The sequence below is a fragment of the Bradyrhizobium sp. OK095 genome (assembly GCF_900109945.1).
Lineage (GTDB): Bacteria > Pseudomonadota > Alphaproteobacteria > Rhizobiales > Xanthobacteraceae > Bradyrhizobium.
In genome coordinates this window covers 1-22,763 of sequence record NZ_FOBX01000018.1, presented here as the reverse complement: position 1 = coordinate 22,763, position 22,763 = coordinate 1, and the positions used below count along the sequence as shown (strand labels likewise).

The 22,763-nt window shown below is 64.7% G+C and carries 23 protein-coding genes; 9 read left to right on the top strand and 14 right to left on the bottom strand.

Going from position 1 to position 22,763, the window contains the following annotated elements; translation table 11 throughout:
• Positions 1-5: 5 nt before the first annotated feature.
• From BMW89_RS33175 to BMW89_RS33150, 6 genes are read right to left on the bottom strand one after another with little or no spacing between them, the layout of a single operon-like run.
• Positions 6-890 (bottom strand): polysaccharide deacetylase family protein, encoded by an 885-nt coding sequence (locus tag BMW89_RS33175; protein ID WP_092034547.1) that lies wholly within the window; start codon positions 888-890, stop codon positions 6-8.
• Positions 877-1,692, bottom strand: coding sequence for an ABC transporter substrate-binding protein (locus tag BMW89_RS33170; protein WP_177196503.1), 816 nt, complete (start codon positions 1,690-1,692; stop codon positions 877-879). The genes BMW89_RS33175 and BMW89_RS33170 overlap by 14 nt, the downstream gene beginning before the upstream one ends.
• Before the next feature lie 15 nt (positions 1,693-1,707).
• Positions 1,708-2,472, bottom strand: coding sequence for an amino acid ABC transporter ATP-binding protein (locus tag BMW89_RS33165; protein ID WP_092034545.1), 765 nt, complete (start codon positions 2,470-2,472; stop codon positions 1,708-1,710).
• Positions 2,469-3,326, bottom strand: coding sequence for an amino acid ABC transporter permease (locus BMW89_RS33160; protein WP_177196502.1), 858 nt, complete (start codon positions 3,324-3,326; stop codon positions 2,469-2,471). Before BMW89_RS33160 ends, BMW89_RS33165 begins: the two co-directional genes overlap by 4 nt.
• Entirely contained in the window at positions 3,323-4,147 is an 825-nt protein-coding gene (locus tag BMW89_RS33155; RefSeq protein ID WP_092034543.1) for an ABC transporter substrate-binding protein, read from the bottom strand. The genes BMW89_RS33160 and BMW89_RS33155 overlap by 4 nt, the downstream gene beginning before the upstream one ends.
• A 44-nt stretch (positions 4,148-4,191) precedes the next feature.
• Positions 4,192-5,148 (bottom strand): N-carbamoyl-D-amino-acid hydrolase, encoded by a 957-nt coding sequence (locus BMW89_RS33150; RefSeq protein ID WP_092034660.1) that lies wholly within the window; start codon positions 5,146-5,148, stop codon positions 4,192-4,194.
• A gap of 151 nt (positions 5,149-5,299) precedes the next feature.
• Between BMW89_RS33150 and BMW89_RS33145 the strand changes: the two genes are divergently transcribed.
• From BMW89_RS33145 to BMW89_RS38225, 3 genes are all read left to right on the top strand, one after another.
• Complete coding sequence (locus tag BMW89_RS33145; protein WP_092034542.1) at positions 5,300-6,226, top strand: LysR family transcriptional regulator; 927 nt, start codon at positions 5,300-5,302, stop codon at positions 6,224-6,226.
• A gap of 30 nt (positions 6,227-6,256) precedes the next feature.
• The gene (locus tag BMW89_RS33140) at positions 6,257-6,970 is read left to right on the top strand and encodes a type 1 glutamine amidotransferase (RefSeq protein WP_092034541.1); all 714 of its coding nucleotides are present in this window, start codon (positions 6,257-6,259) and stop codon (positions 6,968-6,970) included.
• Between the two features lie 114 nt (positions 6,971-7,084).
• On the top strand, positions 7,085-7,261 hold the full coding sequence (locus tag BMW89_RS38225) for a hypothetical protein (protein WP_177196501.1): 177 nt from the start codon (positions 7,085-7,087) through the stop codon (positions 7,259-7,261).
• 4 nt (positions 7,262-7,265) lie between these two features.
• Here the strand turns inward: BMW89_RS38225 and BMW89_RS33130 are convergent, their stop codons facing one another.
• The 8 genes from BMW89_RS33130 to BMW89_RS33095 form a co-directional block, all read right to left on the bottom strand.
• Positions 7,266-7,733 (bottom strand): nuclear transport factor 2 family protein, encoded by a 468-nt coding sequence (locus BMW89_RS33130; RefSeq protein ID WP_092034539.1) that lies wholly within the window; start codon positions 7,731-7,733, stop codon positions 7,266-7,268.
• Between the two features lie 93 nt (positions 7,734-7,826).
• Complete coding sequence (ybgC, locus tag BMW89_RS33125; protein WP_244547759.1) at positions 7,827-8,231, bottom strand: tol-pal system-associated acyl-CoA thioesterase; 405 nt, start codon at positions 8,229-8,231, stop codon at positions 7,827-7,829.
• Between the two features lie 113 nt (positions 8,232-8,344).
• Positions 8,345-9,265 (bottom strand): metallophosphoesterase, encoded by a 921-nt coding sequence (locus BMW89_RS33120; RefSeq protein ID WP_092034537.1) that lies wholly within the window; start codon positions 9,263-9,265, stop codon positions 8,345-8,347.
• A gap of 127 nt (positions 9,266-9,392) precedes the next feature.
• A complete protein-coding gene (gene ruvB / locus BMW89_RS33115) occupies positions 9,393-10,445 on the bottom strand; it encodes a Holliday junction branch migration DNA helicase RuvB (RefSeq protein ID WP_092034536.1) in 1,053 nt (350 codons plus the stop codon).
• Positions 10,442-10,972: a hypothetical protein gene (locus tag BMW89_RS33110; RefSeq protein ID WP_092034535.1), complete on the bottom strand. Its 531-nt coding sequence runs from the start codon at positions 10,970-10,972 to the stop codon at positions 10,442-10,444. The genes ruvB and BMW89_RS33110 overlap by 4 nt, the downstream gene beginning before the upstream one ends.
• Positions 10,969-11,586, bottom strand: coding sequence for a Holliday junction branch migration protein RuvA (gene ruvA, locus BMW89_RS33105; RefSeq protein WP_092034534.1), 618 nt, complete (start codon positions 11,584-11,586; stop codon positions 10,969-10,971). The genes BMW89_RS33110 and ruvA overlap by 4 nt, the downstream gene beginning before the upstream one ends.
• Positions 11,583-12,110 (bottom strand): crossover junction endodeoxyribonuclease RuvC, encoded by a 528-nt coding sequence (ruvC, locus tag BMW89_RS33100; protein ID WP_092034533.1) that lies wholly within the window; start codon positions 12,108-12,110, stop codon positions 11,583-11,585. Before ruvC ends, ruvA begins: the two co-directional genes overlap by 4 nt.
• Before the next feature lie 91 nt (positions 12,111-12,201).
• The gene (locus tag BMW89_RS33095; RefSeq protein ID WP_092034532.1) at positions 12,202-12,948 is read right to left on the bottom strand and encodes a YebC/PmpR family DNA-binding transcriptional regulator; all 747 of its coding nucleotides are present in this window, start codon (positions 12,946-12,948) and stop codon (positions 12,202-12,204) included.
• Positions 12,949-13,152: 204 nt separating this feature from the next.
• On the opposite strand from BMW89_RS33095, the gene BMW89_RS33090 reads away from it, so the two are divergent.
• From BMW89_RS33090 to BMW89_RS33065, 6 genes are all read left to right on the top strand, one after another.
• Positions 13,153-14,892: a methyl-accepting chemotaxis protein gene (locus tag BMW89_RS33090; protein ID WP_092034531.1), complete on the top strand. Its 1,740-nt coding sequence runs from the start codon at positions 13,153-13,155 to the stop codon at positions 14,890-14,892.
• A gap of 114 nt (positions 14,893-15,006) precedes the next feature.
• Entirely contained in the window at positions 15,007-16,431 is a 1,425-nt protein-coding gene (locus BMW89_RS33085) for a methyl-accepting chemotaxis protein (RefSeq protein ID WP_092034530.1), read from the top strand.
• 411 nt (positions 16,432-16,842) lie between these two features.
• Positions 16,843-17,979 carry a DSD1 family PLP-dependent enzyme gene (locus BMW89_RS33080; RefSeq protein WP_092034529.1) on the top strand — a complete coding sequence of 379 codons (1,137 nt, stop codon included), beginning with the start codon at positions 16,843-16,845 and terminating at the stop codon, positions 17,977-17,979.
• 589 nt (positions 17,980-18,568) lie between these two features.
• Positions 18,569-19,030 carry a (2Fe-2S)-binding protein gene (locus tag BMW89_RS33075; protein WP_177196500.1) on the top strand — a complete coding sequence of 154 codons (462 nt, stop codon included), beginning with the start codon at positions 18,569-18,571 and terminating at the stop codon, positions 19,028-19,030.
• Positions 19,031-19,038: 8 nt separating this feature from the next.
• Positions 19,039-21,207 (top strand): xanthine dehydrogenase family protein molybdopterin-binding subunit, encoded by a 2,169-nt coding sequence (locus BMW89_RS33070; RefSeq protein ID WP_177196499.1) that lies wholly within the window; start codon positions 19,039-19,041, stop codon positions 21,205-21,207.
• The gene (locus tag BMW89_RS33065; protein WP_092034526.1) at positions 21,204-22,547 is read left to right on the top strand and encodes a c-type cytochrome; all 1,344 of its coding nucleotides are present in this window, start codon (positions 21,204-21,206) and stop codon (positions 22,545-22,547) included. Before BMW89_RS33070 ends, BMW89_RS33065 begins: the two co-directional genes overlap by 4 nt.
• The last annotated feature ends 216 nt before the right edge of the window (positions 22,548-22,763 follow it).

Below are 22,763 nucleotides of genomic sequence, written 5' to 3'. Positions count from 1 at the left end.
TTTGCCTAGCGGTTACCGGCCTCGTGGCGCAGGAAGTTTTCCGCGATCTTCTCGCCGGTCGTGATCCAGACGTCGGGGCACGACTTTGCGTAGGTCAGGAACTCCCGCAGCAGACGCAGCCGCATCGGACGGCCGCTGCATTGCGGATGCAGCACAGTCGTCACCATCGCACCCCAGTCCCTGGTTTCGTCGAGCTCGTCCTTCCAGATCGAGAGCACGTGCTCCTTCGGGAAGATCGAGCGCGGGCTGAAGCGCGCGGACAGGCCGTGCATCCAGTCGTCATAGCTCGCGGTGACAGGCAGCTCGATCGTGCCGGGCTTGCCGTCGGCGAGACGATGGCGATAGGGCCTGACGTCGTCGCGGAACGAGGACGTATAGACGATGCCATGACGCACCAGCGCAACACGCAGCTCTTCGGTGAACTCGCCGTAAGGCGCACGGTAGCCGGTCGGCCTGACGCCGAGCCGGCGCTTCAGCGCCTCAAAACCGCGCTCCAGCTCCTCCTCGATCCAGGGATCGCCGGGATCAGGCAGGAGATGGTGATAGCCGTGATGACCGATCTCGTGGCCGGCCTTGAGGATCGACTCGGCCATCGCCGGATGCGCGTCGACCGACCACCCCGTGACGAAGAACGTCGCCTTGAGATCGAGCTGGTCGAGCAGCTCCAGCAGTTTTGGCGTGCCGACGCGCGCCTCATAGCCGCCATAGCTCATGGTGATGAGCCGCTGCGCGTGCACCGCGTCCTTGCTGGTCCACGCACTCTCCGCGTCGACATCGAAGGAGAGGAACATCGCCGAATTGTACGGCTTCGGCCACGGGTATTCCGGCGCGGGATCCGCGGTGTTGGCTGGGGTGAGCGGGATGCTCTTGAGTGCCTTACTGTCCAGCATTGAGGGTCGCCTTCTCTAATCCGTTGTCGTTCAGTTTCCACTTGGCAAGCAGGGTACGATAGGTGCCGTCCGCGATCAGCGCATCGAGTGCCTCGACCATCGCCTGCTGCAACGCCTTTTCCTTGACCGGCAACGCAATGCCCGTGAACTGCGTCGCGATGGGATCGCCGACCGGCGCATAGGTGCCCGGCTCGAGATCGATCAGATAGGGCAGCGTCTCGTTGCCCTGCACGGCGGCGTCGATACGGCCCTGCCTGAGCTGCGTGCGCGCATCTGCCGAGCCGTCGGTGCCGACGAACTGGATCGAATTGCTACCGCAATTCTTCTGGCTCCACTTGTCGATCTCTGCCGGAAACATGGTCCGGCGGCTGGCGCCGACCTTCTTGCCGCACAGCGCGGCCATGTCTTTGAACTCGGACGCACGGGACTGCTGCACGAAGAATTTTGGGCCGCTGCGCAAATAATCGACGAAGGAAGCGATCTCGTGCCGGCTCGCATAGTCGGTGAAGCCGGACAGGATGGCATCCACCCGCCCCGTCGAAATCGACGGCATGAACTCGGCAAAGCTGGTCTCGGTCCATTCGATCTTGACGCCGAGCTTGCGGCCGAGCGCCTCGCCGAGATCGATGTCGAAGCCCGACAGCGCGTTGGTGGCGGGATCGCGGAATTCCATCGGCGGATAGTTCGGCACCACCGCCACCTTGATGCTGCCGCGCTTGGCGATCTCTGCCGGCAGCTCGATGGCCATCACCGACGCGCTCATGGCGCCCATAAGCGCCGCCGCAACCAAAAGTCTCTTCATCAACACGCCCCCATTTCAGATCACTGCCGAAAGAAATGCTTTTGTGCGCTCCTCGCGCGGCGCGCCCAACACCTCCGAGGCACGGCCCTGCTCGACGATCGCGCCCTGGTCCATGTAGACGACGCGGTCGGCGACCTCGCGAGCGAAGCCGAGCTCGTGCGTTACCACCATCATGGTCATGCCGCTCTTTGCCAGCTCCTTCATGACGGCGAGCACCTCGCCGACAAGCTCGGGATCGAGCGCGCTGGTCGGCTCGTCGAACAGCATCAGCATCGGCTTCATCGCGAGCGCGCGCGCAATCGCGACGCGCTGCTGCTGGCCGCCGGAGAGCTGGGCGGGATAAGCATCGGCCTTGGCCGCAAGTCCGACACGACGGAGCAGTTCGAGCGCCTCGCCGCGCACCTCATCGTGCTTGCGCCCCTGAACCTGGGTCGGGCCTTCGGTAATGTTTTCCAGCGCGGTCTTGTGCGGAAACAAATTGAAGCGCTGGAACACCATGCCGGTCTTCAGTCGCTGCCGCCCGATCTCGCGCTCGTTGAGCCGATGGAGCCGCCCACACTGCTCACGCACCCCAAGCAGCTCACCGTCGAGCCAGATGCCGCCACTATCGATCATGGCGAGCTGGTTGATACAACGGAGCAGCGTGGTCTTGCCGGAGCCGGAAGCGCCGATCAGGCACATCACCTCGCCGGGCCAGACGTCGAGCGAGACGTTTTTGAGAGCCTGAAACTCTCCAAAATTCTTGGCTACGGAGCGGATCGCGACGAGGGGTTTCGTCATCGCGCAAGCCGCAATGTGCCGCGGGCAAAACGGCGTTCGAGCAGCATCTGGAGCGGTGTCAGGATCGAGACCACGAGCAGATACCAGAGACCGGCGACGATCAGCAGCTCGATCACGCGGGAATTGGCGTAATAGATGTTTTCGGCGTTGTGCAGCAGTTCCGGATACTGGATGACGCTGGCGAGCGAGGTCGCCTTCACCATGCCGATGAACTCGTTGCCGAGCGGCGGGATCACCACCCGCATCGCCTGCGGCAGGACGATCCGCCGCAGCGCGCGTAAGCGCCCCATGCCGATCGCCTGTGCCGCCTCATATTGCCCGATGTCGACCGACAGCATGCCTGCGCGCATCACCTCCGACGTATAGGCGCCCTGATTGATGCCGAGCCCGAGCAGCGCAGCAAGGAACGGCGTCATGACATCGACGGCGCGAGCGCTCCACAGGCCGGGAATGCCGATGGTCGGAAACACCAGCGCAAGGTTGAACCAAAGCAGGAGTTGAAGGATCAGCGGCGTGCCGCGAAACAGCCAAGTATAGCCGGCAGCCACCGTCTTCAGCACCGGATTGGGCGACAGCCGCATCACCGCGACAACGACGCCGAGGAAAATACCGAGCGCCATCGCGAGCACCGCCATCACCATGGTGTTGACGACGCCTTCGAGGATGACCTTGACGGTCAGGAAACGGCTGACATAGGACCATTCGATCTGACCGTTCGCAAACGCGCGCCCGATCGCCGCCAGCACAAGGACGATCAGGGCCGCGCTGAGCCAGCGAAACCAGTGCGGCTCGCGCGCGACCCGCATTCCCGAGAGATCGGGAAAACCCTCCGCGAGTGCCGGCACCGGCTTCATTGCGGCGCCGCGTTCAGCGTCGGCTGGGCGACCGCGTTTGCGCCGAGGCCCCATTTGTCGAGAACGGCCTTGTAGGAACCGTCGGCGATCATCGCGGTGAGTTTTTCCGTGACCACTTCGCGCATGGCCGCGTCATCCTTGCGGAACATGATGCCCTGATAGCCCGTGGACAATTGCGCACCAATGACGCGATATTTCCCCGGCTCCTGCGATTGCGCATAGGGCAAGGTCTCGCTGCCCTGGACCGCGGCGTCGATGCGGCCCTGCTTGAGCTGGTTGCGGACGTCGATCGAATTCTCGCCGGGCACGTACTGGATGGCGGGCTTGCCGGCCGTCTCGCAATTCTGCTTGCTCCACTTCTCGATCTCGACCGGGAAGCTGGTGCTGCGGGTGGTGCCGACCTTCTTGCCGCAAAGATCGGTCGCAGCCTTCGCCTCGCTCTCCGCCATCACGAAGAACTGCGGACCGGTCGCGAGATAGTCGACAAAATCGGCTGTCTCGCGCCGCGAGGCGCGGTCGGAGATACCGGAGATGATGAAATCGGCGCGCTTGGTCTGGAGCGACGGGATCAGCTCGGCGAATGGCGTCTCGCTCCAGACGATCTTTACGCCGAGCCGCTTCGCCAGCTCGTTCGCAAGGTCGATGTCGAGCCCGACCAGCTCGTTGGTCGCGGGATCGCGATACTCCATAGGTGCGTAGGTCGAGTTCACCGTGAGCTTCAGCGAGCCCGCCTGCTTGATCTCCGCCGGAAGTTCGGCCGCCTGCGTGGACGTGACGGCAGCCAAGGCTGCGAAAGCGAGGAAATGCGAGAGGCGTGTCATGTCAGCTCCTTTGCCGATCTCTTTGCTAACGCCGTGCCATTTAGCTAGTCAGCGTCGAGAACGGCCGGCTCGATGACGCCGGCGCGCTCGGTGATCACTCTGTATTGGTCGGGCCGCCGGTGTGCGGCGAAGTTGAACATCTTGTCCTTGCCCTGACGGCAGAGGTCGAGATCGACGTCGGCGACGATGACCTCGTCGGTGAGCGTCTGTGCCTGTGCGACAATTCGTCCATTGGGATCGACGATGCAGGAGCCGCCGATCAGCCCGGAGCCGTCCTCCTCGCCCGCCTTCGCCACCGAGATCGCCCAGGTCGCGTTCATATAGGCGTTGGCCTGCACCACCAGCGTCGAGTGGAAGGTGCGGAGCGCTCCGTCTTCCGTCGTGCCGCCATTGGGATCATAGGCTGCCGAATTGTAGCCGATGCAGACGAGCTCGACGCCTTGCAGGCCGAGCACGCGCCAGGATTCCGGCCAGCGACGATCGTTGCAGATCATCATGCCCATGATGGCGTGGGCCCAGGCCGAACCGGCGCGGAAGGCGGGAAAGCCGAGATCGCCATATTCGAAATAGCGCTTCTCGAGTTGCTGGTAGCGCGCGCCCTCCCGAGGCTCGACCGAGCCCGGCAGATGAACCTTGCGATAGCGGCCCAAAATCTCGCCGTCGCGGTCAACCAGGATGGCGCAATTGTAACGGCGGCCGTCCGGGGTCAGCTCGGCATAGCCGACATAGAAGCCAACGCGCAGCGCGCGCGCACGGTCGAACAGTTTTGCGATCGCGGGGTTCGGAATGCTGCGCTCGAAATAGCTGTCGAGCGCATCGCCCTCGAGCAGCCAGCGCGGAAAGAAGGTGGTGAAGGCCAGCTCCGGGAACACCACGAGGCTGGCGCCGCGGCCGGCGGCCTCCTCCAGCATGTCGAGCATCCGCTTCAGCGTGTGCTCGCGCGTATCGGCTTTTTGCGTCGGCCCCATCTGAGCTGCGGCGGCGCGAAGGATACGAACCAAGATTGCCTCCAATCTGTGCGCAGTGCTGCCTCAATGGGCGGATGAACCCTTTGATGCGACGTGCAAATCCGCCGCCATTACGCTGAAGCGGGGCTGTAAAATCAATTCATTCTGCTATGATGTTTTGGCCCAGAGTATAATCGGCAGTGATATGAACCTGCGTCAGCTCGAGATCCTCCGTGCCGTCATCCGCCATCGCACCACGGTGGCGGCGGCGGACGAACTGGCGCTGTCGCAGCCCGCGGTCAGCAACGCGCTGAAGACGATGGAGGCGCAGGCGGGCTTTGCGCTGTTCGAGCGCGTCAACAACCGACTGTTTCCGACCGCCGAAGCGATGGCGCTCTACAAGGAGAGCGAGGCGATCTTCGCGCTGCACGCAAAGCTCGAGAACCGCGTGCGCGATCTGCGCGAGAACCGCTCCGGACATCTTGCCATCGTGGCGACGCCGCCGCTGGCCTACAGCATCATCCCGTCTGCCCTATCAGGCTTCCTGCGCCGCCGCCCGGAGACGCGCGTGTTCTTCGACGTCCGGCGCTATGAGGGCATCATCGAGGGTGTGCTCAGCCGCGTCGCCGAGCTCGGTTTTGCGCTCGGGTTGACGCATCATCCCGGCATTGCGCATGAGGTGGTGCACTCCGGCGAGATGGTCTGCGTGCTGCCGCCGCAGCATCCACTTGCCGATAGGCCCGTGATCTCGGCCGCTGATCTCTCCGGCCTGCCCTTCATCGGGCTCGAGCGCGGTACACGTCTTGGCGAGGCCGTGCGCGACAGCTTTGCCCGGGCCGGCGCGCCGTTCCGGCCGACCGTCGAGGTGCGCTACTGCAACACGGCCTGCGTGCTCGCGAGCGCCGGCGTCGGCGCCGCCGTGGTCGATCCCTTCTCGCCGCGGCAGAATGGCGGCCACGGTCTCGTCGTCCGGCCGTTCACACCGACGACGCGCGCGATTGCCTATATGCTATGGTCGGAGGCCGAGCCGTTGTCGCGCCTGGCCAAGGCCTTTCTCAACGAGGTGCGCAAGGAAAGCGCGCTGCTGGAGCGCACAGCGCCACACCAGCAACATGGGGCAGAAAGCAACTAGGCTTCGCAACCTTTTGACCTTGGGGGGCACATGGCACGCATCACCATCATCGAGACCGGACAGGTCCCGCCAAAATACCGCGAGCAGCACGGCTCGTTTCCGGACATGTTCGAACGCATGGTCCGCGCCGAGGACCCGACGGCCACGGTCGACGTGGTCAGCATCCCCAATGGCGACGCACTCCCCGATCCGGGCAAGCTCGAGGCCGTGCTGATCACCGGCGCTGCCGCCGGCGTTTATGACGGGCTCGACTGGATCGCGCCGCTGGAAGATTTCGTGCGCACGGCTTACGCCAACAAGACGCCGATGGTCGGCATCTGCTTCGGCCATCAGCTGATCGCGCAGGCGCTCGGCGGCACCGTGCGCAAATCGGAGAAGGGCTGGGGCATCGGCCGGCACGTCTATCAGGTGCTGCCGGAGAACGGCGTCGTCGAGGGCGATGCGGTCGCCATCGCCTGCTCGCATCAGGACCAGGTGGTCGAGGCGCCGAACGATGCGCTCACGATCCTCTCGTCCGAATTCACCCCGCATGCCGGGCTGCTTTACGCCAATGGCGCGACGCTGACCGTGCAGCCGCATCCGGAGTTCGATCTGGAGTTCGCCGAGGTGTGCTGCGAGCTCCGCGACGGCAAGGCGCCGGAGGATGTTGTCGCGACGGCGCGGGTGTCGCTGGCGGAGCCGATGGATAACGCCAAGCTCGGCGGGGCGATCACGCGGTTTCTGGCAAGGCGCACGGCAACTTAGTCGCGCATTCCTTTGCCTTCTCCCCTTGAGTGTCATCAATGATGGGGCACAATTGTCCTCTGGACGCTTTCGGCAGGACGGGGAATGAGCCCAATTCGCCGCACGATAAGCCTGATGTTTGCACTCACCCTTATTGTCGTAGGGCTGGGGGCAGTAATCTATCTCCTGTTTTTCGCGCTTTGGTGGAAGGGCTGGATGCTGATGGCCGCCGGTTTCGTAACGGCGTTAGGCAGTATGTGGTTTTGGGAGGACCTCCCAAAAGCAAAAGGCAAGAGCAATGAGGGCGATTAGGTAATCAGAACGGATCCGTTCCCAACCCCGCTACATCGGCCGGCCGCGGCCCCGGCGCTGCCCAGTGAAACCGGCGGTCCTTCTCCGCAATCGCGATGTCGTTGATCGAGGCCTCACGCCGCCGCATCAAGCCATGCTCGTCGAACTCCCACTGCTCGTTGCCGTAGGAGCGATACCACTGGCCGCCGGCATCGTGCCATTCGTACTGGAAGCGCACCGCGATGCGGTTACCGTCGAAGCCCCAGAGATCCTTGATCAAGCGGTAGTCGTGCTCCTTCTCCCATTTGCGGGTGAGGAACGTGACGATGGCCTCGCGGCCCTGGAAGACTTCCGAGCGGTTGCGCCAGCGGCTGTCCTCGGTATAGGCAAGCGAGACGCGCACCGGATCGCGTGAATTCCAGGCGTCCTCGGCCATGCGCGCCTTTTGCGCGGCGGTCTCTCGGGTGAAAGGCGGAAGCGGCGGGCGCGACATGATGGCCTCATCGGTTGATCAGGGCCGCAATCTATCGCTGCGATTGGTGGAGTCGATAGGCCATGACCTATCGGCCGATCACTTATCGGGCGATCAGGAAATCAAATCGGCCTTCATCAGCGTGCGGATCGATTTCGGGATCGGCTGGGCGCGGCCGCCGCTGATGAAGGCGACGCGCACCTCAGCTTTCACCAGCACGTCCCCACCACGCCGCACCTCCTGCGCCAGCATGATCGAGGCGCCCTTCACCGCGGTCGGCCAGGTCACGACATCGAGCACGTCGTCCATTCGGGCAGGCTTCAAGAAGTCCAGATGCATCGAGCGCACCACGAAGGCGAAGCCGGAATCTTCCGTCGCGGCCTGCTCGAACAGCGCCTGCTGCTCGGCGCCCATCAGACGCAAATGATTGGTGCGCCCGCGCTCCATGTAGCGCAGATAATTGGCGTGATAGACGATGCCGGAAAAATCCGTGTCTTCGTAGTAGACACGAACCTGCATGTGGTGGCGGCCGTCGCGGATCTCGCCGTCGAGATGAGCAGTCACGTCGCGAGCCCCTTCGCTTTTCGGTAACCCACCCGTTTTGCGCAAAAACGGCCAGGCGCGCAAGCGTGTTAGGACACAACCGAGGAAGCTTGCCCCAACGTCACCTCGACAATCTCCGGCGGCACGCCGAAACGGACGGGCACGATGCTGCAACCGAGGCCGCCCGAAACGATGAGATCGCATTTCAGGCGGAAGTGACCATAGGCGAGCCGGAGGCCCTGCTGCCGCGAAACGGCCGGTGACCAGCCGAGCAGACGGATCTGGCCGCCATGGGTGTGGCCGGACAGTTGCAACGCGACGCGTGCGGGCACACGCGGCGCGATGTTGGGCTCATGCGCGAGCAGGATCACCGGAGCATCGTCGGTGACCTTGGCAAGCGTCGCGGTGAGATCGTCGGCGCCGAAGCGCCCCGTGCTCCGGAAGCGCCGCGCCGGCAGGAAGGCGAGCTGATCGCCGAGGCCGGCGAGCCAGAACGGGCGCCCGTCCTTGGTGAGACGGATGACATCGTTCTCGTAGACGGGAATGCCAGCCGCCTCCAGCGCGCGATGCGCCACCGTCGGCCCGTGCCCCGCCTGCTGCACAGCCCTGTCCACCCAATAGTCGTGATTGCCCATGACGGCATGGACGCCAAGCGGCGCCTTGAGGCCCACGAGCACCTTGGCCCACTCGCTCGACGGAATGATGCGCGTGACTTGGTGAACCCCGGCGACATAGTCGCCCAACAGCACGATGATGTCGGCGTTCAGCGCATTGGTGCGCTCAACGATGCCCTCGATCCGCTCCAGCGACATCCAGGGATCGCAGGCATGGATGTCGGCGATCACGGCGATCTTGAGCGGAAAATCCGCCGGCCATTGCTGCGGGGTCGGATGATAGCGGGTGACCTGGAGCCGCAGCACCGGCTCGACGCCGACGCCATAGGCCGCGGTCGAGACGCCGAGAGCAGACAGGCCGCCGATGGAGCGGATGAGATGACGGCGCGTGATCATGAAAGCTCGCCTCCGATACGCTTCCGTGATGCGGTCTGATTGGAGCGGAATTGGGGTGCATTCGTGCAGGTCATCTGCACAGAGGTTACCGGAAATTCATGACAACGTAGCACTCCGCGTGCGCAGATCAGTCGTCGCTCTCGTCCGAGCCGAACAGCCCGAACTGTGACGCCGCATCGCGCGAGGGCTCGGTGATGCCGAGATGGCGAAAGGCGTGCGAGGTGAGCAGGCGGCCACGCGGCGTGCGCTGCAGATAACCGCACTGGATCAGATATGGCTCGATAATGTCCTCGATCGCATCGCGCGGCTCGGACAATGCAGCCGCCATCGTCTCGACGCCGACCGGGCCGCCGCCATAGTTCATCGCGATGGTCGTGAGGTAGCGACGATCCATGGCATCGAGGCCGGCGGCGTCGACCTCGAGCGCGCTCAGTGCGTGATCGGCAATCTTGCGGTCGATCGAGGTGGCATCGGCGGCGGAAGCGAAATCGCGCACGCGGCGGAGCAGACGGCCGGCGATACGCGGCGTGCCGCGCGCGCGGCGCGCGATCTCGTTGGCGCCGTCCGCGCTCATGCCGACATTGAGCACGCGTGCCCCCCGGGTGACGATGCTCTCCAACTCCTCGATCGTGTAGAAATTCAACCGGATCGGAATGCCGAAGCGGTCGCGCAAGGGATTGGTGAGGAGGCCGGCGCGCGTGGTGGCGCCGACCAGGGTGAATTTCGACAGCTCGATCTTCACGGAGCGCGCCGCCGGGCCTTCGCCGATGATGAGGTCGAGCTGAAAATCCTCCATCGCGGGATAGAGCACCTCTTCCACCGCCGGGCTGAGGCGATGGATCTCGTCGATGAAGAGCACGTCGCGCTCTTCGAGGTTGGTGAGGAGTGCTGCGAGATCACCCGCCTTGGCGATCACCGGACCCGATGTGGCGCGAAAGCCAACGCCGAGCTCCTTGGCCACAATCTGCGCCAGCGTGGTCTTGCCGAGGCCGGGGGGACCAACGAACAGCACGTGATCCAGCGCCTCGCCGCGCTTGCGTGCGGCCTCGATGAAGATCGAGAGATTCTTGCGCGCCTGCTGCTGGCCGACGAAGTCGGACAGCGATTGCGGGCGCAGCGCGGTGTCGCCGACATCGTCGCTGCGGCGCTCGGGCGTGACCATGCGGGGAGGCGTATTCATGCGGGCAGGATAACACGATGGAGCGGTTTCGCGAGCCACCAGCACAGGCTGGCTGGAATGACGGCGACGATGGCGAGCATCGCAGAAAGCTTCAGCGCCTCGGGCGCGGAACGGATACCCGGCAAGATCACCGCGGAGGTTTCGGAGGGCACGACGAACATGCCGAACGCGACGAAGCCGGCCGCGGCCACGGCTGCGGCGAGCCACGCCATCCAGATCATGTTGAGGTCGGCGTAGACCGCTGGGAGCGCGAATATCAGGCCGGCGGCGACCGCAGGAAGGAACGAGGCGAGAACCGTGGCGATGGCCAGCAGCACGATCGCGATTGACGCCAGCGCGCGCAGTGCCTCCAACTCGAGCAGCGCAAGAAACAGCTGCAGCACCGCGGCACCGAGCGCCGTCACCATCACCGAAACCAGTGCGGCGGTCGTCAGCGGCCCCACGACGGAGAAAATCACGACGATACCGGCCGCGCGCAAAAGGCGACGAAAGATAGCGGCGACGGGATTGGCGCGGGCCGTGCTCACTTCGACAGCTCCTTCAGGCCCAGCCGGATGAGCTGCGCGGTCTCGGCGCTCTCGCCGGCACTGCGCGATGCCGATGCAATGGCCGCGGCGGCCTGCGGCTGGCCGTAGCCGAGATTGACCAGCGCGGAGATTGCGTCCGCCACCGGGCGCGGCGCGCGCTGGTCGTCGACGGCACCGGCAAGATGCACGGCAGCGGGATCGACATTGGCGAAGGCCGGCGCCTTGTCCTTCAACTCGGTGACGATGCGCTCGGCGACCTTGGGGCCGACCCCGGGCGTGCGCGCCACCGCGGCCTTGTCGCGCAGCGCGATGGCATTGGCGAGATCGGAAGGCGCCAGCGTGCCGAGCACGGCGAGCGCGACCTTGGCGCCGACGCCCTGCACTGTCTGGAGCAGCCGAAACCATTCGCGTTCCTGATCGGTGCGGAAGCCGAACAGTTTGATCGCGTCCTCGCGAACGTAGGTCTCGATCGACAGCACGGCGGCCTCGCCGGGCGACGGCAGATGCTGCAGCGTGCGGGTCGAGCAATGCACCTGGTAACCGACACCACCGACGTCGAGAATCACATAATCCTCGCCGTAGGAATCGATCAGGCCCTTGAGCTTGCCGATCATAGTCCCACCACCCTCAACCGCAGCGCCGTGCTCTGGCGGTGATGGGCGTGGGTGATGGCGATGGCGAGGGCGTCGGCGGCGTCGGCCGACGGTGGGTCGGCTTTCGGCAGCAAGATCTTCAGCATCATCGCGATCTGGTGCTTGTCGGCATGGCCGGCGCCGACCACGGTCTTCTTCACCTGGTTCGGCGCGTATTCGGCGACAGAGATGCCGAATATTGCGGGCGCCAGCATGGCGACGCCGCGGGCCTGGCCAAGCTTCAGTGTCGCAGCGCCGTCCTTGTTGATGAAAGTCTGTTCGACGGCGGCTTCCATCGGCTTGTGATCGGACAGGACGGCGGCGAGCCCCTCGTGAATCCCGAGCAGCCGGCTCGCCAGCGGCAAATCGTCCGGCGGTTCCACCGAACCGCAGGCGACGTAGATCAGGCGATTGCCCTCGGCCTCGATCACGCCCCAGCCGGTGCGGCGCAGGCCGGGGTCGATGCCGATGATGCGAACGGGGCCACGAATCGGGAGCGCAGTCATGGGCCAGTGATAGCGGCTGGCCGCCGTGGGGGAAACAGAAACAGAACGGAAGTAACAGGGGAAAGGCGGTCTCGTGCCCCGGGCGCGGCCCCTACCCGCCCATCTTCGCGATCAGCGCGTCCGACACCTCGAAATTGGCGTAGACGTGCTGGACGTCGTCGTGCTCGTTGAGCAGATCCATCAGCTTGAGCAGCTTCTCGCCGGTCTCGTCGTCGACCGCGATCGTGTTCTGCGGCTTCCAGATCAGCGCGGCCTTGCGCGGCTCGCCGAACTTGGCTTCCAGCGCCTTGGCGACGTCGCGATAGCTCTCGGTCGAGGCGTAGATCTCGTGGCCGCCTTCGCCGGACAGCACGTCGTCGGCGCCGGCCTCGATCGCGGCGTCGAGCACCGCATCGTCGTCGGCGACGCTGCGGTCGTATTCGATGATGCCGGTGCGGTCGAACATGAAGGAGACCGAGCCGGTCTCGCCGAGATTGCCGCCCGATTTGGTGAAGAAGGAGCGGATGTCGGAAGCCGCGCGGTTGCGGTTGTCGGTCAGCGCCTCGACGATGACGGCGATGCCGCCGGGGCCATAGCCCTCGTAGCGGATCTCGTCATAGTTCTCGCTGTCATTGCCGAGCGCCTTCTTGACGGCCCGCTCGATATTATCCTTCGGCATGTTCTCCTGGCGCGCCGCGATGATGGCCGCGCGCAGGCGCGGGTTCATGTTGGGGTCGGGCGTGCCGAGCTTGGCCGCGACGGTGATTTCCCGCGCCAGCTTGCCGAACAGTTTTGACTTCTGCGCATCCTGCCGCCCCTTGCGGTGCATGATGTTCTTGAATTGGGAATGTCCGGCCATGCGTGATCTCGTAAAGGAATCGTGCGCCAAGGTGAGCGTGGGAAGCGCGGCGTTATAGGCCGCCAACCCACCGGAATGAAAGGGGCTCTGCGACTTTAAGGTAACACCGTAGCGCCCCGTGCCCAATAGTCAGGCACCGTTAACCCTGATTTCATTCCAGCCTGCGAAAATAGCGCCCGACCGTTCCCCGACAAGAGTGACCTGATGGCGTTCGCATTATTTCGGAAGCGTCAGCCGGTGACGGCCGCGCCTGCGTCCGCTCCGCAGGCGGCCCCGGTCGTGCCCGCGCCTGCTCCCGCCGAAGCCGATTCCGCCAAGGAAATCCTGGAACTGCTGGAACTCGAGCTTGGCGCCATGATCCGCCAGCTCGAGCGGGCCGCCAATTCGGTCGCCGGCGGCGCCGAGGCGACCGCCACCACGCTTGCCGCCATTCGCGACCGCACCGACGCCCTCACCGGCCGCACCAATGCGGCACAATCGAACGCCTCCACCTTCGCCCATGCCGCCGACAAGTTCACCCAGTCCGCGCAGGGCATCGGCGCGCAGGTCCGCGCGGCCGGCAAGCTCGCCGACGAGGCCAGCGCCGCGGCACAGGAAGCCCGTGCCAATGTCGACCGCCTGCGCGAATCCTCCGCCGCGATCGGCAATGTCGTCAATTTGATCGCGCAGATCGCGCGGCAGACGACGCTGCTCGCGCTCAACTCGACCATCGAGGCCGCGCGCGCGGGCGCGGCCGGCAAGGGCTTTGCGGTCGTCGCGACCGAAGTGAAAGCGCTCGCGGTGCAGACCCAGGGCGCGACGGAAGAAATCACGAAGAAGATCGACGCGCTGCAGCGCGACGCTGCCGGCTCGGCCGATGCCGTGCACCGGATCTCGCAGGCGATCGAGGCGATCCGCCCTGTCTTCGACACCGTCAACGGCGCGGTCGCCGAGCAGAACGCCACCACCAGCGAAGTCTCCGGCAATGCCGCCAGCGCCTCGGACTTCATCGTCTCGGTCGGCGAGAGCGCGGCCGAGATCGATGCCGCGACCAAGGCGGCCGAAACCCACGGCGAGAGCGTTGCCAGCGCCGGCAAGGCGGTCACGACCTTCGCACAGAAGCTGAAATCGCGCTGCGCGGTGCTGCTGCGTCAGAGCGAGCACGACGACCGCCGCAAGACCGAGCGGCTGCCCTGCCATCTCAAGTTCGAGACGGCGCGTAACGTGCTGCCGGTCTATGAGATCTCGATGGACGGTGTGCTGATCGGCGGTGCCGACGCGAGCCGGCTTGCGACGCAGGCCATCGTCGAAGGCACCCTCGAAAACGTCGGCGCCTGTCGCCTGCGCGTGACCGAGCAGTCCAAGGCCGGCGCCCGCGCGCAGTTCGTCAGCCCCAATGCCGATCTTCGCGAGAAGATCGAAGACAGGCTCTGGTCGATCCACGAGGAGAACACCGAGTTCGTCACCCGCGCCATGGAAGCGGGCCATGCGCTGACTGCGATTTTCGAGCAGGCGGTCGCGCGCGGCGACGTCAAGATCGACGATCTCTTCGACACCGACTATGCCGAGATCGCCGGGACCAATCCGCAGCAATACCGCACCAGATATCTGGACTGGGCCGACCGCGCGCTGCCGCCGTTCCAGGAATCTTTCCTGGCCAAGGACCCGCGCATGGCCTTTTGCGCCATGGTCGACCGCAACGGCTTTTTGCCGGTGCACAACAAGATCTATTCGCATCCGCAGCGGCCGGGCGATGCCGCCTGGAACACGGCCAACAGCCGTAACCGGCGCATCTTCAACGATCCGGCGGGGTTAGCGGCCGCACACAATTTGCGGTCGTATCTGGTCCAGAGCTATGCCCGTGACATGGGCAACGGAAATACGGTGATGATGCGCGAGATCGACGTCCCGATCCGCGTGCAGGGCCGGCACTGGGGTGGATTTCGCACGGCCTACAAACTGTAGTGCACGCTCAGGCAAGACGCCGGGCGCGAATCATCCTCTAAGCCTGCAATTGGAATTGGAATGGGAATGCCGCGGTGAGCCGATCAACGGCTCCGCTTGGAGGAAGCCCGTAACATGTCCCTCGCGCAGCTTGCAGTATTCGACACCGGATCGAACCGGACGCTGGCCGAACGGCTGATCGACCAGCTCGCCGACCGCATCGGCGGTCTTGGCGTGGAGCTCGCCGACATTGCCGGCAACGTCCAGGAAGTCGCAAGCCGCGTCGCCGGCCAGTCGGAGCGGTTCCATCATCTCCAGAAGACCGCCGAGACGATGGTCTCGGCCAACCACGACATCGCCAACGCATCGCAGGCCGTGCAAACGACCACGTCGGCCGCGGTCGGCGAGATCGCACAGTCGCGCAGCGCGGTCGATGCCGCCGTCAGCCACATCTCCGAACTCGTCGCAGCCGTTGAGCGGATCGAGGCGCGCCTCAGCGCGGTCGGCTCGGCGCTGGCGCAGGTGGCAAAGGTCTCCGGCTCGATCGAGGCGATCGCGAAGCAGACCAATCTGCTGGCGCTGAACGCAACCATCGAAGCCGCGCGCGCCGGCAATGCCGGCCGCGGTTTCGCGGTGGTCGCAAGCGAGGTCAAAAACCTCGCGGAGGCCACCCGCCAGGCCACGCATCAGATCTCCGACACCGTGCGCGATCTCGACGGCCAGATCGAAGGCCTGATCGGCGAGAGCAGCGACGCCTCGCAACGCGCCAAGACCGCGGGCGAAGGCGCCCAGCAGATCTCCGGCATCATTTCACGCGTCCAGCAGGGTTTTGCCTCGGTGGAGGCGGAGATCGACAGCGTCACGCGCGCGGCGACCTCCAATCTCGGCCATTGCGACACCGTCATCAGCGAGCTCAGCGAGCTCGCCAAGGGCGTCGACCTGTCCTCGCGCGATCTCAAGAACGCCGATCAGCGCGTGACAAAGCTGCTCGACACCTCCGAAGGCCTGATCGCACTCATCGCCGACAGCGGCGTGGAGACCTCGGATGCGCCGCTGATCCGCGTCGTCGTCGAGACTGCCAGGCGGATCTCGGACGAATTCGAGGCCGCGATCGGCCGCGGCGAGATCACGCTCGACCAGCTCATGGACGAGACCTTTCGGGAGATCCCGGGCACCGATCCCAAGCAGTACAACACTGACTATGTCGACTTCACCGACCGCGTGCTGCCCGCGATCCAGGACCCGATCCAGAAATCCGATCCCCGCATCGTGTTCTGCGTCGCCTGGGCCAAGGGTGGCTATCTGCCGACCCACAATCCGAACTACCGCCTGCCGCAGGGCAAGGACCCGGTCTGGAACAACGCCAATTGCCGCAACCGCCGCCTGTTCACCGACCGCACGGTGAAGAAGGTCGGGGCCAACACAAAACCGTTCCTGCTGCAGACCTATCGCCGCGACATGGGCGGCGGGCAGTTCGTGCTGATGAAGGACCTGTCTTCGCCGATCATGATTCGCGGCAAGCACTGGGGCGCCTTCCGGATGGGTTTCCGGCAGGGCTGACGACCGTCGCGACGGTCCTCACATCAAAAATTCAAAACAACCCCATGCACAGTAGGCGGTGCGTGGGAAATCAACGGCTTGGGCCTCATCGCACGCAAGGCGCCTGATGAACCCTTGACCCGTCGGGCAAAACAGGGATAGAATACCAATATTCCGAAATCGCACTTACAGGAGAGAGGCTGCTCACCGCGCGAGGCCTGCGTCCGCCCCGGAGCACATCAGCGACGGGTCCTGGCCCGAGCCCTTCTCGCGTTGCTCGTCGGCCTTGCAGCACCATTCAAGGCAAATGATTGACGATCCCGCGCCTGCTGAGCGTCGAAGCCGCCAGCACTGGTGCGGCGGCCGCTATTGCCATAACAATGGCCGCCGCACATTCGGGGCGCGAGCCCGAACACAATCAGTTGGTTTTCGATGTCCCTTCCACCCACCCAAATCGGCGCGCCGCTTTCCGAGATCGATACACCGGCGCTGATCATCGACCTCGACGCCTTCGAGCGCAATCTCGACACGATGGCGGCAGCGGTCCGCAAGCTCGGCGTTCGGTTGCGTCCGCATGCGAAGACCCATAAGTCGCCGATCATCGCGGCCAAGCAGATCGCGCGCGGCGCGGTTGGCATGTGTTGCCAAAAGGTTGCCGAGGCCGAGAGCCTGGTGGCGGGCGGGGTGAGTGACGTCCTCGTCAGCAATGAGGTGGTGGGTCTACGGAAGCTGGAACGGCTCGCATCCCTCGCGCGCCACGCGCGCATCAGCGTTTGCGTCGACGATTCGATCGTGCTCGAGCAACTGGCGCTCGCCGCGGAACGGGCCGGCTCGCAGATCGAAGTCCTGGTCGAGGTCGACGTCGGCGCCGGTCGCTGCGGCGTCAGGCCGGGGCCAGCCGCAGCCGGCCTGGCGCGGCAGATGGCGGGTTCACGCTTCTTGTCGTTCGGCGGCTTACAGGCCTACCACGGCTCCGCCCAGCACTTGCGCACGCCGGAGGAGCGCCGCACTGCCATCGCCAGTGCCGCGAACGCGACCATGGAGACACTTCGCGTCCTCAAGGAAGCGGGCTTTCAATGCCGGACGATTGGAGGTGCGGGAACCGGGACGTTCGAGCTCGAAGGCACAAGCGGCGTCTGGAACGAATTGCAGGCCGGCTCCTATATTTTCATGGACGCCGACTACGCGAAAAACGTCGCCGACGGGACGCGCAATGCCAACCTGTTTGAACATGCGCTGTTCGTGATCGCGACCGTGATGAGCACCGCCTCCGGCGAACGCGCGGTCATCGATGCGGGCCACAAGGCCCTGTCAAACGACAGCGGATTTCCGGTTGTGCTGGGCCGGCCCGACCTGCGCTATCATCGGCCCTCTGACGAGCACGGCCTGCTCGACTTCGACAGCGCTTCGTCACGACTGGCGATTGGCGACAAGGTGACGCTCATCCCGGGTCATTGCGACCCGACCGTCAATCTCTACGACTGGTATATCGGCGTGCGCGGCTTCAATACGCCGGATGCCCGCGTGGAGGCGCTTTGGCCGATCGCGGCGCGGGGCGCGGTCACCTGACATACTCATGGCGCAGTGCCGTAGGGTGGACAAAGCGAAGCGTGCCCAATTGTCTATTGCTGTCTTGCAAAATTCGTGGACACGGTGCAAGCGCGCCTTTACCCACCCTACAATTCTGAACAAGCGCCTCGTCCTTCGAGACGACCGCTTCGCGGTCTCCTCAGGATGAGGCTAAGCGGCATCGGTGCTCGTCAAAACGACGGCCGCCCACTCGGTCCTCATCCTGAGGGCCCGCCGCAGGCGGGCGTCTCGAAGGATGGCCGCAGGCGAGGACGTGCCGTCGCCCGACTTTCCCAAACGCACGACTTTCGTCATCGCATGAATTTGCGCATTCGCACGAGCAATCGCGGCGATCAATGAACCATGCCGCGAAAATGCGTCAAAACATGACGCTTATCATATCAACTAGCCCAAATCCGTTGCAGCGATCGCCGCACAAATTCGTGAACGTCATGGCCTGACGCGTTAGCAGCGCAAATATGCATTGCCGGAAATATCGGCGCTTCATCATTTCGCATCGGTATGATTATGGTCGCGCAAATTCGCCGAACCGATCGCCGTCAGCGATCCATCGAGCAAGAGGATGCATATGGCAACGACTCTCACCATCAACGGCGAAACGAAATCGTTCGACGCGCCACCGGACATGCCGCTGCTGTGGGTGTTGCGCGACATCCTCGGGATGACCGGCACCAAGTTCGGCTGCGGCATTGCGCAATGCGGCGCCTGCACGGTGCATGTCGACGGCAAGGCGGTGCGCTCCTGCGTGCTGTCGGTCAGCGCGGTGGCGAACCGCGCCATCACCACCATCGAGCATGTCGGCAGCACGCCCGCGGGCGCGAAGGTGCAGAAGGCCTGGCTCGACGCCGAAGTCGTCCAGTGCGGCTATTGCCAGTCCGGCCAGATCATGTCGGCGGCAGCACTTCTGGCGGCAACGCCCAACCCTGATGATTCCGACATCGACGCTGCGATGGCCGGCAACATCTGCCGCTGTGGCACCTATGTCCGCATCCGCGAGGCCATCAAGCACGCCGCCAACGGCCAGTCCTGAGGTCCACCATGAATGCACATCATAATTTTTCCCGCCGCACGCTTTTGACCGGCGGCCTTGCGACCGGTTTCCTGCTCGCCTTCCATCTGCCGCTGCGCGCCGCCCCCAACGAGCCGGTGCAGCCGCCTGACGTGACCGACGGCAAGTTCGCGCCGAACGCCTTCATCCGCATCGACGTGTCAGGCGCGACTACGCTGGTGATGCCGCAAGTCGAGATGGGACAGGGAATCTACACCGCGGTTTCGATGATTCTGGCGGAAGAACTCGACGCGGACTGGTCGAAGGTCCAGCTGTTGCACGCCCCCGCCAACGAGAAGCTCTACGGCAATCCGATTTTCATCATTCAGGCGACCGGGGGCTCCACATCGGTCCGGGCGTTCTGGAAGCCGCTGCGCGTCGCCGGCGCCAGCGCACGCGCCATGCTGGTGCAGGCCGCGGCCGCGCAATGGCAGGTCGATCCCGCCAGTTGCACGACATCGAAGGGCCAGGTAACGCACAAGGCGAGCGGCCGGACGCTCTCCTACGGTGCGCTGGCGGCCGCCGCGAGCGGCCAGACGCCGCCCAAGGACGTCCCGCTCAAGGACCCCAAGGATTTCGTCTATATCGGCCAGCCGCTCAAGCGGCTCGATACGCCCGACAAGGTCAACGGCAAGGCCGTCTACGGCATCGACGCCATCGTGCCGGGCATGAAGTTCGCGACGCTGGCGCAGTGCCCGGTGTTCGGCGGCAAGGTCGGCAAGGTCGATGACCGCGCCGCGAAGAAGATTCCCGGCGTGCGACAGATCGTGGTGCTCGACGATCTCGTCGCCGTCGTCGGCGATCACATGTGGGCGGCAAAGAAAGGCCTCGATGCGCTCGATATCGAATGGAACGAGGGGCCGAACGCAAAGATCAATTCGAAAGCGGTCTGGGACGATCTGCGCGCCGCCAGCGCAAAGGACGGCGTGGTCGCCAAATCAACCGGCGACATCGGCAAGGGCCTCGCGGCCGGTGAAAAATTCGAGGCTTCGTTCGAGCTCCCGTTTCTCGCCCATGCCACGATGGAGCCGCTGAACGCCACGGTTCATTGCAAGCCGGATTCCTGCGAAATCTGGACCGGAACGCAGATCATGGCGCGCGTGCAGTCGGAAGCGGCGAAGGCCGCCGGACTCCCGGTTGAGAAAGTGACCGTCAACCAGCATCTGCTGGGCGGCGGCTTCGGCCGCAAGCTCGAGCCCGACATGGTGGTCGCGGCCGTTCGCATCGCCAAGCAGGTCGACGGTCCGGTCAAGGTGGTGTGGACCCGCGAGGAGGACATCCAGCACGATGTCTATCGACCGGTCTATCGCGACACGATCGCGGCGAGCCTGTCGGGCGGCAAGATCGTCGGCTGGAAATACAAGATCGCCGGTGCGGCGATCATCGCGCGCTGGCTGCCGCCGGCGTTCCAGAAGGGCATCGACATCGACGCGATCGATAGCGCCACCGACGTGCCCTACGAGATCCCGAATTTCCACGTCGAATATGTCAGGGCCGAACCGCCGGCGATCCCGACCGGGTTCTGGCGCGGGGTCGGCCCCAACAACAACGTGTTTGCCGCCGAATGCTTCATGGACGAGCTGGCGCGCAAGGCGGGCAAGGACCCGGTCGAGTTTCGCCGTGGTATGCTGGCCAATCAGCCGCGCTTCCTGTCCGTCCTCAACCTCGCGGCAGAAAAAGCCAATTGGGGTCAGCCATTGCCCGCGCGCGTCGGGCGCGGCGTGTGCCTGCAGCCGTCCTTCGGGAGCTGCATGGCCACGGTGGTGGAAGCTGAGGTCGACGAGCAGGGCGAGATCCATCTGCGCCGTGTGACCTCGGTGATGGATACCGGCATCGCCGTCAATCCCGATATCATCGTGGCCCAGATCGAGGGCGGTCTGGTCTTCGGCCTCACCGCCGCGCTCTACGGCGAGATCACCATCGACAAGGGACGCGTCCAGCAATCCAACTTCAACGACTACCGGATGCTGCGGATCAACCAGATGCCCAAGATCGAGGTTCACGTCGTCAAGAGCGGCGAGGCGCCCGGCGGCATCGGCGAGACCGGCACGACCGCCGGACCGCCAGCGCTGCGCAACGCGATTTACGCCGCAACCGGCGTGGCGCTGCGGCGCCTGCCGATCGATCGGAAACTGCTGGCTGCGGGGAAAAAGGCATGAGCGGCAAGATGCGTATCCTCACAAGCCTGATCGTGATCGCCATTGTGGTGGCGGTATCAGGCGTCTGGATCATCCGCGGGCCCGGTCCGCTCGACTTCGCCGGCGGCACGAAGGTGGCGCTGGCGGATTACCGCGCCGGCAAGCCGACCGGCGTGCCCGCGAAACTCGAGAAGGCGAGCCTGGTCGAACGCGGCGAATACCTCGCCAAGGCGGCCGATTGCATGGTCTGCCACACCACGCCCGGCGGGAAGGACTATTCCGGCGGGCTTGGCTTCAAGCTGCCGTTCGGCACGCTCTATTCGACCAACATCACGCCGGACAAGGACACCGGCATCGGCAATTACAGCGACCAGGAATTTTTGGGCGCGGTCCAGCACGGCAAGCGCCGTGACGGGGCGCGGCTCTATCCGGCGATGCCGTACACGTCCTACACCTTCATGACCGACGAGGACGTGCTGGCGGTGAAGGCCTATCTGTTCAGCCTGCCGGCGGTGCGCGCGAAGGCGCCTGACAACACGCTGTCGTTCCCGTTCAACCAGCGCTGGGCGATGATTGTCTGGTCGGCCGTGTTCAATCCGGACACGCGCTTTGCGCCGGATGCCTCGAAGAGCCCGGAGTGGAACAGAGGTGCGTATCTTGCGGAAGCGCTGGCGCATTGCGGCGAGTGCCACACGCCACGCAATCTCGGTTTTGCGCTGGACAACCGCAAGAAGTTTGGCGGCGCGATCACCGCTGGCTGGCGCGCCTTCAACATTTCTTCCGACAAGGCTACGGGCCTCGGCAACTGGAGCGACCAGGATCTGATCTCGTATCTCTCGCTCGGTCACGCACCGGGCCACGGCTCGGCCTCGGGTCCGATGGGTGAAGCCGTCGATCACAGCTTCAGCCAGTTCGCCCCCGAAGACATCAGCAGCATCGTTGCTTACTTGCGCAGCGTGCCGCCGCAGCCCTCGCCCGACCTGCCCGCCACCACGGCGCCGGTCGCGCCCGCCGCTCACAAGGACGGCGTGACGGCGGATGCACGCGGCAAGATGCTGTTCGCCGGCGCCTGCGCCAGCTGCCACGGCTGGAGCGGCGAGAGCCCGGTCTCGCCGATGGCGACGTTGACCGGAACCTGGGCCGTCAACGACCCCGCCGCCACCAACGTCGCGCAGATCGTGCTCTCAGGCACCAAGCGGCATACGCCGGATGGCGCACTCTCGATGCCGGCGTTTGGCAATGCGTATACGGACGACGAGATCGCGGCGGTGGCGAACTACGTGACGGCGCGGTTCGGGACCAAGGGCTCGAAGCTGACGGCGAAGGATGTCGCGGAGTTGCGGGAGCAGACGGCGGAGTAAATCTCGCCGCAATCACCGCTGCCCCTTCTCCCCTTGCGGGAGAAGGTGGCGCGATGTCCAGACCGGATAGATAGGTAACACAGTAGACCGGATGGATAGGTGACAGTTCTCTGTCGGCTGGGAGGAACAGCCGATGCCTTGGCGAGAGAGCTGCGCAATGGACCAACGGGTTAGCTTCATCGCGGATCAGCGAAGCGGATTGTGGACGATGACGGA